The sequence below is a fragment of the Aliiroseovarius sp. ABM4_368 genome (genome assembly GCF_056161205.1).
The window spans coordinates 226,275-240,092 of sequence record NZ_JBSWYR010000001.1; the positions used below are offsets into that span (position 1 = coordinate 226,275).

General features: G+C 58.9%; 15 protein-coding genes. 7 read left to right on the top strand and 8 right to left on the bottom strand.

Translation table 11 applies throughout. The features are described 5' to 3' along the window. Positions 1–12 precede the first annotated feature (12 nt). Complete coding sequence (locus tag ACXAH3_RS01180) at positions 13–426, top strand: Hsp20 family protein (RefSeq protein ID WP_474860235.1); 414 nt, start codon at positions 13–15, stop codon at positions 424–426. A gap of 90 nt (positions 427–516) precedes the next feature. Further along, positions 517–1,623, top strand: coding sequence for an endonuclease/exonuclease/phosphatase family protein (locus ACXAH3_RS01185; protein WP_474860236.1), 1,107 nt, complete (start codon positions 517–519; stop codon positions 1,621–1,623). Between the two features lie 61 nt (positions 1,624–1,684). Here the strand turns inward: ACXAH3_RS01185 and ACXAH3_RS01190 are convergent, their stop codons facing one another. The 3 genes from ACXAH3_RS01190 to trxB form a co-directional block, all read right to left on the bottom strand. Continuing rightward, positions 1,685–3,760: a bifunctional sulfate adenylyltransferase/adenylylsulfate kinase gene (locus ACXAH3_RS01190; RefSeq protein WP_474860237.1), complete on the bottom strand. Its 2,076-nt coding sequence runs from the start codon at positions 3,758–3,760 to the stop codon at positions 1,685–1,687. 173 nt (positions 3,761–3,933) lie between these two features. Next, positions 3,934–4,272 carry a ribonuclease E inhibitor RraB gene (locus tag ACXAH3_RS01195; RefSeq protein WP_474860238.1) on the bottom strand — a complete coding sequence of 113 codons (339 nt, stop codon included), beginning with the start codon at positions 4,270–4,272 and terminating at the stop codon, positions 3,934–3,936. A 5-nt stretch (positions 4,273–4,277) separates the two neighbouring features. Beyond that, a complete protein-coding gene (gene trxB / locus ACXAH3_RS01200) occupies positions 4,278–5,219 on the bottom strand; it encodes a thioredoxin-disulfide reductase (RefSeq protein WP_474860239.1) in 942 nt (313 codons plus the stop codon). 255 nt (positions 5,220–5,474) lie between these two features. Here trxB and ACXAH3_RS01205 point away from each other — a divergent pair, with 255 nt between their 5' ends. After that, positions 5,475–5,975: an Lrp/AsnC family transcriptional regulator gene (locus tag ACXAH3_RS01205; protein WP_474860240.1), complete on the top strand. Its 501-nt coding sequence runs from the start codon at positions 5,475–5,477 to the stop codon at positions 5,973–5,975. Positions 5,976–6,040: 65 nt separating this feature from the next. Here ACXAH3_RS01205 and pgeF read toward each other — a convergent pair whose 3' ends face one another. Genes pgeF through lgt form a run of 3 tightly spaced genes read right to left on the bottom strand, consistent with a single transcriptional unit; the run spans position 6,041 to position 8,777 of the window. Next, complete coding sequence (pgeF, locus tag ACXAH3_RS01210) at positions 6,041–6,799, bottom strand: peptidoglycan editing factor PgeF (protein ID WP_474860241.1); 759 nt, start codon at positions 6,797–6,799, stop codon at positions 6,041–6,043. Then, complete coding sequence (locus ACXAH3_RS01215) at positions 6,796–7,884, bottom strand: class I SAM-dependent methyltransferase (RefSeq protein WP_474860242.1); 1,089 nt, start codon at positions 7,882–7,884, stop codon at positions 6,796–6,798. Before ACXAH3_RS01215 ends, pgeF begins: the two co-directional genes overlap by 4 nt. Beyond that, positions 7,881–8,777 carry a prolipoprotein diacylglyceryl transferase gene (gene lgt, locus ACXAH3_RS01220; protein ID WP_474860243.1) on the bottom strand — a complete coding sequence of 299 codons (897 nt, stop codon included), beginning with the start codon at positions 8,775–8,777 and terminating at the stop codon, positions 7,881–7,883. The genes ACXAH3_RS01215 and lgt overlap by 4 nt, the downstream gene beginning before the upstream one ends. Positions 8,778–8,871: 94 nt before the next feature. Between lgt and ACXAH3_RS01225 the strand changes: the two genes are divergently transcribed. Then, positions 8,872–9,114 (top strand): accessory factor UbiK family protein, encoded by a 243-nt coding sequence (locus tag ACXAH3_RS01225; RefSeq protein ID WP_133487168.1) that lies wholly within the window; start codon positions 8,872–8,874, stop codon positions 9,112–9,114. Positions 9,115–9,373: 259 nt separating this feature from the next. Here the strand turns inward: ACXAH3_RS01225 and ACXAH3_RS01230 are convergent, their stop codons facing one another. Then, entirely contained in the window at positions 9,374–10,162 is a 789-nt protein-coding gene (locus ACXAH3_RS01230) for an SseB family protein (protein ID WP_474860244.1), read from the bottom strand. Positions 10,163–10,174: 12 nt separating this feature from the next. Beyond that, complete coding sequence (locus ACXAH3_RS01235; RefSeq protein ID WP_474860245.1) at positions 10,175–10,762, bottom strand: uracil-DNA glycosylase family protein; 588 nt, start codon at positions 10,760–10,762, stop codon at positions 10,175–10,177. Between the two features lie 96 nt (positions 10,763–10,858). On the opposite strand from ACXAH3_RS01235, the gene ACXAH3_RS01240 reads away from it, so the two are divergent. The 3 genes from ACXAH3_RS01240 to ACXAH3_RS01250 all read left to right on the top strand — a co-directional run bounded on the left by ACXAH3_RS01240 (position 10,859) and on the right by ACXAH3_RS01250 (position 13,690). Further along, positions 10,859–11,200, top strand: a complete 342-nt coding sequence (locus ACXAH3_RS01240) for an ArsR/SmtB family transcription factor (protein ID WP_474860246.1) — start codon at positions 10,859–10,861, stop codon at positions 11,198–11,200. Next, entirely contained in the window at positions 11,193–12,230 is a 1,038-nt protein-coding gene (locus ACXAH3_RS01245; protein WP_474860247.1) for a permease, read from the top strand. The genes ACXAH3_RS01240 and ACXAH3_RS01245 overlap by 8 nt, the downstream gene beginning before the upstream one ends. A gap of 161 nt (positions 12,231–12,391) precedes the next feature. Beyond that, complete coding sequence (locus tag ACXAH3_RS01250) at positions 12,392–13,690, top strand: Na+/H+ antiporter NhaA (RefSeq protein ID WP_474860248.1); 1,299 nt, start codon at positions 12,392–12,394, stop codon at positions 13,688–13,690. Positions 13,691–13,818 lie beyond the last annotated feature (128 nt).

The following is a 13,818-nucleotide window of genomic DNA, read 5'->3' on the forward strand; positions in this document are numbered from 1 at the left end:
AAGGACGTGTCGATGACAAAAGTAAGCTTGGGAACGCATCCCTTCCTGTTGGGCTTTGAGCAACTCGAACGCATGGTCGAACAGGCCGCGAAATCCGGCAAGGACGGCTATCCCCCGTTTAATATCGAACAGGTGTCGGACCGGGCCTATCGCATCACGCTGGCTGTGGCCGGTTTTGCCGATGAAGATCTTTCGATCACGGTCGAGAACGCTAAACTGGTGATCCGCGGGTCGCAAAGCGACACGGGCGAAGGCCGGATATTCCTGCATCGTGGCATCGCCGGACGCCAGTTCATGAAAAGCTTCGTGCTGGCCGAAGGGGTCGAAGTTGTCGGCGCCAAGACCGAGAACGGCCTTCTGCATATCGACCTTGAACGGGCCGAGCCGGAAACCGTGGTTCAGACCATCACAATCAACAAAGCCTAAAGGCCATATTAAGGCGATATCGGCCCACCGTCACGCAACATCACAGAATCATGGTATTCTTCCAAAAGTTGATTTTAGGAGGAATTTGTCATGGCTCGTGCGAATATGCGTGATCTAAGCTTTGCGACGATCAATCTTTTCAATCTGCAAGTCCCCGGTGGGATCACCTATTCCAACCGAACGCATATCGAAGATGATGCCGAGGGCCGCGCTTACTATCTGCGCAAAATCAAGTGGACCGCCGCGCGGTTGAAAGAAGTCGATGCCGAGATCATCGCCTTCCAAGAATTGTGGTCCGTTCTGGCCCTGCGCGAGTGCTTTGCCGAGGCCGGGTTGACCAACGATTATGACCTTGTCGCGCGCGATGCGCCGGGGCGGGGGCGGCCTCAGGTTGCGTTGGCGGTGCGCAAAGATCGGCATGGCAATTCCCAACTGGCACAAGGCGGTTGGCACGCGGATTTCCCGCCGCAGTTCCGCTTCGACAAGGTGCGCGAAACCGCGGGCGCCGAGGAAGAGATCACCATCACCATAAACAAGTTCTCGCGCCCGCTTTTGATCGCCAAAGTCCAGCCGGAAGGGGACAACCCGACCCCGCCAGAGGTCACCGTCGTCGTGGCGCATCTGAAGTCAAAGGGTCCGGCGCGCGTGTCGTTTGCCCAACCGCAACCGATCATCCTGCAACACCACGCCAAGCACGCGAAATCCACACTGGCCCATATGCGCCGCGTGATGGAAGCCGGCGCGCTGCGGGTGCTGTTAGACGGCTGGATGAAGTCCGAGGACGAAAATGACATCTCACCCACCATCGTGATGGGTGATCTGAACGACGACACCATGTCCGTGACGAACGAACTGATCTCGGACCAGCCCACCTATCGCGTGGTACAGAAAAGCCGCGCGGGGCTGACATCAGATAAGGGGCTCTATTCCGTCGAGCGCCTGCAACAATACCGCTCGATGCGACACGTCTATTACACCCATGTCTATAAACATAAACGCGAGAGCCTCGACCACATTCTGGTCAGCGAGGAGTTCTATGACCACTCGCGCAAACGCCTGTGGTCCTTCCGCGAGATGGAGGTGATCAATGATCACCTGAACCGCGAAGACTTTGAAGAAGAGCTGGGCGCGTCAGACCACGGGATCGTCAAAGCCTATTTCGACTGGAACCCGATGCCTGACGGGATGAGCAGTTAACAATAGACCCAACAAAAAAGCCCGGCACATTGGCCGGGCTTTTCCTTGGATTTCAAAGCGATCAGGCTTTCACCAGACCCATGCTTTCCAGTTTCAACAGAACCTGGTGGGCGCAGTTGTCGACATCGACGTTTTCAGTCTCGACCGACAGTTCCGGGTTTACGGGCACGTCATAGGGGTCCGAGATGCCGGTGAACTCTTTGATCTTGCCTTCGCGGGCCAGTTTATACAGGCCCTTGCGGTCACGTCGCTCGCATTCCTCGATCGAGGTGGCGACGTGCACTTCCACGAAAGCACCGAAGGCTTCAATGTCTTCGCGCACTGCACGACGGGTGGTCGCATAAGGCGCGATGGGCGCACAGATTGCGATACCACCGTTCTTGGTGATTTCCGAGGCGACATAGCCGATGCGGCGGATGTTCAGGTCGCGGTGCTCTTTCGAGAAGCCAAGCTCGCTCGACAGGTTCTTACGCACGATGTCACCGTCCAGCAGCGTCACGGGGCGACCGCCCTGTTCCATCAGCTTCACCATCAGCGCGTTGGCGATGGTCGACTTGCCCGAGCCCGAGAAGCCGGTGAAGAACACGGTGAAGCCTTGCTTTGCGCGCGGCGGTTTGGTGCGGCGCAGTTCTTTGACCACCTCAGGGAACGAGAACCATTCGGGGATCTCAAGGCCCTCGGCCAGACGGCGACGCAGTTCAGTGCCCGAGATGTTCAGGATGGTGACGCTGTCACGGTCCTTGATCTCGTCATTGGGTTCGTACTGGGCACGTTCCTGCACGTATACCATGTGCTTGAAGTCAACCATTTCGCAGCCGATTTCCGACTGGTTGGCGCGGTACAGTTCTTGCGCGTCATAGGGACCGTAGAAATCTTCGCCAGCCGAGTTCTTGCCGGGTCCGGCGTGGTCACGACCAACGATGAAGTGGGTGCAGCCGTGGTTGGCGCGGATCAGGCCGTGCCAAACAGCTTCACGCGGGCCAGCCATACGCATTGCCAGGTTTAGAAGCGACATGGTGGTGGTCGATGCCGGGTATTTGTCCAGCACCGCCTCGTAACAACGCACGCGGGTGAAGTGGTCCACGTCGCCCGGTTTGGTCATGCCAACCACCGGGTGGATCAGCAGGTTGGCCTGAGCTTCTTTCGCGGCGCGGAAGGTCAGTTCCTGGTGCGCGCGGTGCAGCGGGTTACGGGTCTGAAACGCTACAATTTTGCGCCAGCCCAGTTTGCGGAAATAGGCGCGCAACTCGTTCGGGGTGTCGCGACGGGCGCGGAAGTCATAGTGGACGGGCTGCTGGATGCCGACAACCGGACCACCCAGATAGATCTTGCCAGCTTGGTTGTGCAGATAGTTCACAGCCGGGTGCGCGTCGTCATCCGCACCGAAAACCTTCTCGGCTTCGCGGGCCTTGTTCGGCTCCCAACGGTCGGTGACGGTCATGGTCGCCAGAATGACGCCCTCTTGGTCGCGCAGGGCAATGTCCTGCCCCAGCTCGATCGACTGGGCGAAATCTTCCGACACGTCCAGCGTGATCGGCATCGGCCACAGCGACCCATCAGCCAGACGCATGTTTTCCACAACGCCGTTATAGTCTTCCTCGCTCAGGAAGCCTTTCAGCGGGTTGAAGCCACCATTCATCAGAAGCTCAAGGTCGCAGATCTGGCGCGGGGTCAGATCATGGCTGGTCAGATCAGCCGCGTCCACTTTCAGCTTCTGCGCGCTTTCATGGCTAACGTAGAGTTCCGGGATCGGAGCAAGATTGTGTTCCATAAGATTGGTCCTGTGTTTAAGCGGAACCAGGCCGCTGGTTGTACCGGTTAGTTCCGCGTGCAATGCGTCATATTCTGCAAGCTTGCGGTTCAAAAATATGTCTGTGAGCCGCACCTTTTCGGACGCCCCGCGCGCGGTCAGCGAATAAGCAAACCGCTGGCGTTTGTCCGGTCCACCCCGTTGGCTGATTGTGATCAGCCCGGCATCGACCGCGGCGCGCAACAGGGCGTTCAATCGACCCAGTGAAATCCCGATGGCCGAAGCGGTCGCACGCTGCGAGGCTTCGGGCGCCGTATCCAATTGGCGCAGAAGGCGGAAAAGCTGATCCTCTTCCTCGGGGCTGGGTTTTGTCTCGGTTGACGACATGTCTTGCGACTCAAAGTGTGTTCACGCGTGAACGCATTGCATGAAATGGCCGCTGGGCAAAGAAGTTTTTTTGACGATTTCTTATATACGGGGAATGTCGCCAGGACTGTGGAGATTGGGGAACAGTGTTCTGGGAAAGCGGTCCGCGGCAGAATAGCGAACATGCGGATGGATTAGCCCGCAAGCCCCCAGCCATCGGGGACAAACCCGTGTTCAAGCGCGATCCGTGTTGCGGCCTCTTCGCCGATCCAGATGCCCGTTACGGTGATAGGTTGATCGGGCAAGGTGGCCATTAGATAGGCCTGGCTGTCCGGGGCGCCTTCTGCGGCGTAAATCTCGCACAGGAAGCCTTCCTTGGTCAGGGCGCTGTCGAGCGTCTGCCAATTGGGCTGTTCGGAATTGGGCACAAAGAAGTAATCCACATCCGCCAGATCAGGCAGTTTGTGCTTGGCGACAAGATCGCCAAGCACCGCGTCAGTTTCCGCTCTCTGGCGGGCGAAATCATGCGCCACAGGGGTTAGTCCTGTTCAGCCAAGAAATGCTCAGCTTCCAACGCTGCCATGCAGCCCATCCCGGCCGAGGTCACGGCTTGGCGGTATTTGTGATCCGTCAGATCGCCTGCGGCGAAAACGCCCGGCACGGATGTGGCGGTAGAGTCCGGCTTCGTCACGACATAGCCGCCCATGTGGGTTTCCAACGTGTCCTTGACCAGCTCGTTTGCAGGAGCGTGGCCGATGGCGATGAAAACGCCTTTGGCTGGGATCTCGGTGATCTCGCCGGTTTTGACGTGTTTGGCGCGCACGCCAGTGACGCCAAGCGGGTTTTCGTCGCCCACGACCTCCTCCAGCGTGTGATCCCACAGGGGTTCGATCTTTTCGTTCTTCATCAAGCGCTCGATCAGGATCTTTTCGGCGCGCAGTTCGTCGCGGCGGTGGATCAGCGTGACTTTTGAAGCGAACTTGGTCAGGAACAGCGCCTCTTCAACGGCAGTGTTGCCGCCGCCCACCACAACGATTTCGTCGCCGCGATAGAAGAAGCCGTCACAGGTTGCACAGGCCGAGACGCCGAAACCCTTGAACTTCTCTTCACTGTCCAGCCCCAGCCACTTGGCGCGCGCACCGGTGGCCAGAATGACGGCGTCCGCTGTATAGGTCGTGCCGCTGTCACCCTTTGCGGTGAAGGGGCGTTTCGAGATGTCCAGATCCACGATGATGTCGCCGATCACCTCGGTTCCCATTGCGCGGGCGTGCTCTTCCATCTTCATCATAAGCTCAGGGCCTTGGATGTCGATGAAGCTGGGATAGTTCTCGACCTCGGTCGTGGTGGTCAGCTGGCCGCCCGGCTCGATCCCTTGCACAAGGATCGGGTCCAGCAACGCGCGCGACGCATAGACGCCAGCCGTATATCCAGCGGGGCCGGAGCCGATGATCAGAACTTTGGTGTGGCGAGTCTCGGACATGGATAATTCCTTGAGCAATCTTGTTTCGTGTCGCATATAAGCGAGCCGGACTTGTATTAAAAGGCCCGAACCAGCCTGTACCTGACGATCTCACCGCCCCGTGAGGATGCCTTTGGTGGGTGCCCTCAAGAAATGATGTTGCGCGGGTGCGAAAGATTGTTGCGCAATGCGTCATGCAGATGTAATCTCTGCGCAATTTCCGATCGGAAGCCGCCCCATTGGCGCGTCACCGGAGGCTCATCAGAAGGCAACCTAATGTCCGCAAGCAAACTTGACCCCATCGACCGTATGATTCTGGCCGAACTTCAGGCCGACGGTCGTATGACGAACGTGGAACTGGCCAAACGCGTCGGAATTTCCGCGCCGCCTTGTTTGCGGCGTGTGCGCACTTTAGAGGAACACGGGTTGATCCGCGGCTATCACGCCGATGTGGATGCCCGCGCGCTGGGTTTTGAAGTGCAGGTTTTCGCGATGGTCGGACTGGTCAGCCAAGCCGAAAGCGACCTTTCCGCGTTCGAGGAACAATGCCGCGACTGGCCGCTGGTCCGCGAATGCCACATGCTGAATGGCGAAGTGGACTTTGTCCTGAAATGCGTGGCGCCCGATCTGTCCACTTTCCAAAGCTTCCTGACCGAGCAACTGACCTCGGCGGAAAACGTGGCTTCAGTTAAAACATCGCTAGTCATACGCGGGGCGAAGGACGAGCCGGGTGTGCCGTTTGACGTGCTGGAAGCGCGGATGGAAGATACGCCGTAAGGGTTTCGGGCCTGTTGAAACGTCGAATGCCGCTCGCATTGTTGGCGGCATTTTTGTTTTGCGCGTTACAACCGGATCGCTGAAATCAGCCGCCCATAATCGGGCTCGTTCTGGTGACATGTACGGCGATATGAATAGAAACGCTCCGGATCAGAGTAAGTACAATGCCCCGTCCATTCCGCATGTTTGACCCCGGCAGCCTTTAGCCGGTGCAGACCAAATGCGGGTAGGTCGAACAACGAGCGGTCGCCGTCGCCATCCGTAAAGAAGCGGTCATAGCTGCTGTCATGCCCGGTGAACTCTTCGCGGAATTCGGGACCGACCTCATAGGCTGCGTGGCTTATGGTCGGGCCAATCACAGCGGTAACATTCGCGCGGGTTGCCCCAAGGCCTTCCATTGCGTCCAGTGTGGTTTCCAAGACACCGCCGATTGCGCCTTTCCAGCCCGCATGGGCCGCGCCAATCACGCCTGCGTCGGGGTCGGCGAACAGAACCGGTTGGCAGTCCGCAGTCAAGATCGACAGGGCAAGCCCCGGCGTGGCCGTCACAACCGCGTCCGCATGAGGCTTGTCGCCAGCGATCGGGCCGTCCACGACAACGACATTTGGCGAGTGCACCTGAAAGACGCCGCACAGATGGTTGGGGGCAACGTCCAGCGCCTGCGCCACGCGGTCCTTGTTGATCTGCACCAGCTCGGCCTGATCCTTGCTGCCACTTCCGCAATTCAGTCCCGCATAAACGCCCGAGGACGCGCCGCCCTTGCGGGTGAAGAACCCATGCCGGGTCTGGCCAAGGGCGTCAGAGGTTAGGATCTCAAGCGTCATCCGGTTGTGCCCGTGTGTGTGTTGCGGTGCAGGCCGGGCAGATCGGGCGCATCGGCGCGAGTCAGTCCCAGCACTTTGAAGAGCGTCCCCATTTCATCTGGGTGCGTCAAGCGTCGGTGTGCTGCGATGTGGCTGTCCAGCGCGTCGCCGCTGAGCTTTGCGGCAAGGGCTTGCGCGCGTGCTGTGATGCCCAGACGCTCCAGATACACGCCTTGCGGGGTCATTTGATGTGGGATCAAGGGTGCAGCTGCGCGGGCCAGCGCTTCGAAATCGACATGGGCGGTCAGGTCAGCCTCGCCTGGGGAGACCAGCGGCGATACAGGAGTGTGATCTTTCAGCGCCTGAAACGTGTCTCCGATAGACCGCCAGTCGCCATAGTCAATGATCAGCGCGGCACCTCCGTGCGTGTCGATAAAGCCAGCCAGCTTTGACATGACCCCTTGGGCCGGGGCGCAAATCTCGACCACATCCCCGTCGTGCGTGGCAGCAAGGCGGTGATCCAGCGCGGGGACGGGCAGGGGGGCGGTCAGGCCGAAGGCGAGCCGGTCGCCTTCAAGCCCCACTTGGCATTCTCGCCAACCGTCGCCGTCACGTTGGTATTGGCGGATGGGGAGCGCGTCGAAGAACTCGTTTGCGACAAGGAACAGCGGCGCGTCAGGCAGGCTGCCGATGCTGTCGTGGTGGGTGACCGGGGTGGGCGCGAGGCGTTCGATTTGATTGGCGCGCAGGACGGGCGAGGCCTCAACCAGATGCACATTGGCGGCGGCATGGAACCCCGGCACGCCCTTTGTCGCGCGTAGGATGTCGGCCATCAAGGTGCCGCGGCCCGGACCAAGTTCGGCTAGCGTGAACGGCGTGGGTGCGCCCTGATCCAGCCACGCCTGTGCCAACGCAAGTCCAAGCATTTCGCCGAACATCTGGCTGATTTCGGGCGCAGTGGTGAAATCGCCTTTTGCGCCGAAGGGGTCGCGGGTTGCGTAGTACCCGTGCTCAGGATGCAGCAGGCATTCGGCCATATAGTCCGCCACCGAAATCGGCCCAGCTTTTGAAATGCGATTAATAAGTTGCTTTTCTAGAGTGTTCATTCCGGCGCCCGTCGGCTGGCCCAAATCATCGTGGCGATGCCGATAACGATCATCGGCAGAGTAAGCGTCTGGCCCATTGTGATGCCTATATCACCCAGACGGATCACATGGCCCCACGGGTTGTCAGGTGTGATGAACTGCGCGTCGGCCTGACGGAAGAACTCAACCACGAAACGCGACAGACCGTAACCAAGGAAGAAAAGACCAGTCAGGCGGCCCGGCGTTTTCAGCCAGCCGCGGCGGTAGGACAGATAAAGAAGCGCGATGGCCAAGACAGCCCCTTCTAGAACCGCTTCGTAAAGTTGGCTGGGGTGTCGGGCGCAGGCACCAAGGGCGGCGTCCCATCCGGGGCAGTGCTGGGCGTATTCGCCGGGGAAGATCACCCCCCAAGGCGCGGTGGTCGGGCGGCCCCAAAGCTCGGCATTGATGAAGTTTGTCACCCGCACAAGGCCGATGCCGATGGGGGCGGCGATGGCCAGAAGGTCGGCGATGGACGCGGTCGGCAGCCCTTTGCGGCGGCTAAACAGCCACACGGCGACAATCACGCCAAGGAACCCGCCATGGAAGGACATGCCGCCCTCCCAAATCTTGGGGATGTCCAGCGGGTTCGCCAGATAGTATTCGGGTTGATAGAACGCGACGAAGCCCAGACGCCCCCCGGCGATGATGCCGATGATGATCCATGTTGCCAAGTCTTCCAACTGCGCCTTGGTCATCGGAGGTTCCCCCCGCCAAAGCGTCGGACGGGTCAAGGCGCGGGCGATGATCCACCAACCGATGGCGATGCCCACCAGATAGCCCATTGCGTACCAACGCAGGGCGAAAGTGAAGCTGCCCAGCTCGATCGAAAAGATCTCGGGCCCGATACTGGGAAAGGGGATGGCCATAAACATGCGTCGTTGTTGAACCTCTTCTTCAGGGCAAGTCAACCTTGTCTCTGCCCGTGCAAAGCCCCATATAGGGATCAGCTCAAGCGAGGAGAAGCAGATGCAGACGCGCAACAAGGTTTTTGACGACATTTCCCAGCTGATGACCAACGCCATGGGCGTGGCGCAGGGCGCGAAGGATGAAGCGGAAACTGCGATGAAAAGCTGGATGGATCGCTGGTTGGCCGATCGCGATTTCGTCACGCGTGAGGAGTTTGATGCCGTGCGTGCGATGGCTCAGAAGGCCCGCGAAGAAAACGAGGCACTGAAGGCCCGTTTGGACGCGCTGGAAGCGAAAAAGTGATCTAAGGCCGCGTGCGTCGAGTGGTCGATGCGCGCCAGTCAGCTTCAAATGGCAGAGTTGATGTCACGCGCTTGTGACATCAGATTGCCATTTTTACCCACTATTTGTTGATGTACGAATCTGGAAACACGGCTTGGCCGGGGGCGTTTCTGGTTCAGGGAAGGGTGCGGGCAACTGCGCCCTTCCTTTTGTTTTTGGACCGGAGTGTTTGAGATTTCATGCCTCCGGCGGGGATATTTTGACAAGAAAAAGTCGGGACCTATTTCAGGATAGGAGGCTTGTCCGGGTTTGATCCGGGGGCGACGGGGGCGAGTTGTTCAGGAGCTTTGGGTTCAGGCAGGTCAAAGCGCAGGCCGATAGCGGTTAGTTTCTGCGCGATTTCATCGGAGTCAGTGAAGAAGCCCACGTCCAACTCGCCCACATCAATGCCCGAGAAAGTGAGCGCTTCGTTTGCGGCCCCGGCCAGCGCGCGTTCGGCACCCTCGGCGGGGTTGATGAAGCCCAGAAGATGCCCGCGGCGTCCATCTGCGTGGCCAACACCTGCAAGGCAAGCATATTGCGCCAGCCCGCCGGTAGAGCCCAGCTTGTCTGCCAGCGCGCTGAGCAGGATTTCAGGGGCCGAAGGGGGCAGGATCTCGGTGATCTGTGCTTCTACTTCGTCAGGGGCACTGGAAAGCGTCTGGGCCAGCCAGTCCATCGCTTCGGCTGGGATCAGGATCGAGGACGGCGCGACGCCAAGATTGACACCCAGTCCAATGCCTTCACCCGACAGCATCCCCGCGATCACGCGGCCGGGCAGGGCGGCATAGGGGGCGGGCTTGCCAACGAATTCGGCCAGCCGATCCTCGCGGTCGAAGACCAGTACGTATTTATCGGTCTCAAGTTCGAACAGTTCGGGTTCGATGTCGTCGCCCTGCGGTTCCGTGGCTAAAAGCAGGAACAGTTCGCGATCTGCCAGACGTTCGTAAAATCGCAGTCGTGCCGCGTCGTCATTCAGGTCGGCCTGCATGGCGGCGTGGGCATGGTCCAGTTGCGTGGGTTCGCTCATGGCAATCTCCGGCTATGAGGTCAGCGCAAGGGCGACCTGCTTTTGCAATTCGGGCAGAAGCTCGGCCTCGAACCACGGGTTTTTCTTCAGCCAACCCGTATTGCGCCAAGACGGATGAGGCAAGGGGAAGAGCCGTGGCGCATGGGCGCGCCAACAGGCTACGGTGGCGGTGACGCCTTTGCCGCGCCCAAGGTGGCGGGTTTGGGCGTATCCTCCGACCAGCAGGGTTAGGGGGATGTCGCCCAAGGTTTGATCCACGTGATCGGCCCAAGTGTCGGCGCAGATCTTGGGGGGCGGCAGGTCAGATCCATTGGCATCATAACCCGGAAAGCAGAAGGCCATCGGGGTGATGGCGATGCGGGAGGTGTCATAGAAACTGTCGCGATCCACGCCCATCCACTGCCGTAGTCGGTCGCCTGACGGGTCGTCAAACGGCACACCCGATTTATGCACCCGCATGCCCGGAGCCTGACCAATGATCCTGATCCGTGTGCTGGGTTCGAACCAGACCACAGGGCGGGGGGCATGTGCGGTTTCTGTCTGTGCGAATTTCTCGGCGCAACGTGTGCAGGATGTGATTTGGGCCTTTAGGTCGGTCATGGGTGCAGCCTATGCAGCGATGGACGAGAATTCAATATTTCTAGCTTTATCGAAATAATACTTGCGCCACGATTATGTTTCGATATTTCTAGAAATATGAAACACGAATCTCCCTCTGCCAAAGACGTCGACGTCTTTGCCTCGCAATTTGCGGCCCTAGGGTCGGAACATCGCCTGTCGGTCCTGCGTACCTTGGTGCGGGCCGGCCCCGAAGGGCTAACCATCGGAGCGCTGGGTGCACGCTGCGGTGTCACTGGGTCAACCCTGACCCATCACATGAAAATCCTTGCCGCTGCAGGCTTGGTCACACAGGAAAAGCACGGCCGCTCGATCATTTGCGCGGCTGCGGAATATGACGTGATGCGCGCGTTGTCGGATTATCTTTTGTCGGAATGCTGCGCAGATTGCGCCGAAGGAGAGGGCCACGATCATGGCTGATACAACGCAACCCCAACCGCCGCGCCGTTTCAAACCGGATTGGGCTTGGGTGTTTGTCCTATTGGTGCCGATCATCCTAGCGGTTTTGGACCCGGCCGAAGTGATGCCGATGCTGCGCTTTGCTTTGACTGCGCTTGGGCATACGGCACCGTTCATTCTGTTCGCGATCTTTGCCGTGGCGTTCTTGAAATCCACCGGAGCTGAAAACCTGTTGGCCCGGGCGTTTGAAGGGCGTGAGACACGAATGATCATTGTGGCCGCGCTGGCGGGCGGTTTGTCGCCTCTCTGTTCGTGCGAAGTTATCCCCTTCATCGCAGCGCTTTTGGCTGTGGGTGCACCATTGTCGGCGGTGATGGCGTTTTGGCTGTCCTCGCCGCTTATGGATCCTGCTATGTTTGCCATCACGGTGGGTACATTGGGTACGGGTTTTGCCATCGCAAAGCTGGTTTCTGCGGTCGGGATCGGATTGCTTGGCGGCCTTATCGTCAAGACCTTTGCCACATCTGCTGTGTTCGCAGATCCGCTCAAGAACTCTCCGATTAAGTCGTGCTGCAGCTCTTCTTGCGGGTCGGGCGCAGACGTTTACTCGGGTGATGTGAACTGGAAATTCTGGACCGAGGCACATCGTCGCGAGACCTTCAAGACAGCCGCTGTCGAGAACGCGCTGTTCCTTGGGAAATGGTTGCTTCTTGCCTATATGATCGAGGCGCTGATGCTGCGCTATATCCCCGCTGAACTTGTGGCTCAGGTTCTGGGAGGGACCGGAATTGGTCCAATCCTGCTGGGGGCCATTGTTGGTGCTCCTGCATATCTGAACGGCTATGCCGCTGTTCCGATGGTGGCAGCCCTGCTTGAGCAAGGCATGTCCAACGGTGCCGCTATGTCCTTTGTCATCGCAGGTGGTGTCAGCTGTATCCCCGCAGCTATCGCTGTCTGGGCGCTGGTGAAGCCACGGGTCTTTGGGGCCTATCTAGGCATCGCTGTGGTTGGCGCCGTTTTTGCCGGGATCGGCTGGAGCGCCATCGCGTGAACGTGACAGCCGAGGTCAGTAGCTAAGCAAAGATTCGCCCACCTCCTGTTGTTGTTTGACGCTGATTAGACTATCTCAAATTAGAACAAGACTTGGTCGCGTCCCGGCTTAAACGCTGGGATGCGACCTGTTTAAAAGTACAGGACCAGAGGGGGATTGCCATGTATCGTGTGTGGAATTTCGTTACCACTTATTCGATTTTGCTGATTAGTGGTGCTTTGATTGCATTGATTTGGGCAAATACGGATCCCCACTCGTATCACCATTTTGTCGAGTATCCTCTTTGGTTTAACGGCTGGATCGGTATCGACATCGGGTACTGGGAAAAGGCTTATGGCCATGGGGCCGAGTATTTCGAGTATGGCGACGTCGAGAAGGTTCTGACATTCCATTATCTGATCAACGACATGTTGATGGCTCTATTCTTTGCCATCGCCGGGAAAGAGGTGTGGGAGGCTGTGATCCTGAAGAACGGCAGCCTGCGCGGCAAGAAGGCAGCGACGCCTTTGGTTGCGACCGCAGGCGGTATGCTTGGCCCCATCGCTGTCTATCTGGGCATCGCTTATTTCCTTGGTTCCAGCACCTTTGATGCGGTTGCGCGTGGCTGGGCGATCCCGACCGCAACCGACATTGCGTTCAGCTATCTGGTCGGCCGCCTTGTGTTCGGCGCGGGCCATCCGGCGGTGCGCTTCCTGCTGCTGCTGGCCATTGCCGATGACGCGGCGGGCCTGATCATTCTGGCGATTTTCTATCCGTCGGGCGAGCTTGCGCCGGAATGGCTGCTTTTGTCTGTCGCGGCGTCCGTGATCGCATTCGTGTTGTTCAACTGGCTGCCGCGCCGCAAGGACCGCGGCGATCAATTGCGTCGCCACTCGACCTTTGTGCGTAAGAAACTGGGTTGGATTCCGTATGCTATTGCGGGCTGCGTCAGCTGGTATGGCTTTGCGCAGGCGGGTATTCACCCGGCGCTGGGCCTGCTTCCGGTGATCCCCGCGATTCCGCATGCTGACCGCGCCTTCGGCATCTTCTCGGAGGCCGAGAAGTACCTGACTGACACGTTGAACCAGATGGAGCATTCGCTGGCTATACCGGTCGATTTCGTACTGTTCTTCTTCGGCCTTCTGAATGCGGGCGTCGAGTTTGGCGCCATCGGCGAGGCCACATGGCTGGTGCTGGCGGGCCTGATCATCGGCAAGCCTATTGGGGTCTTCATCATGGGATGGATCGCCGTGGGCCCAATGCGGCTGGGCCTTCCGGCAGGAATGCGGTTGGTTGACCTGATCGTGATCGGCTTCGTGGCCGCCATCGGCTTTACCGTGTCGCTGTTTGTGGCCTCGGTTGCCTTCCCTGCGGGGCCGGTTCAGGACGCTGCCAAAATGGGTGCGCTGTTCAGCTTTGGGGCTGTGGCCCTGTCCTTCATCGCAGGCAAGGTTCTGCGGGTGGAAAAGCAGCACGGCTAAGCCCGAACCCAATTCATCTGCCACTTGGCAGAGAACTCAAGACCCAAGGAAAGCGTCAGTTCTTCTGGCGCTTTCCCCTTTTTTCACGGCTTTGTGCGCTGGAAAATTGGCGCGATCAGACATATTTT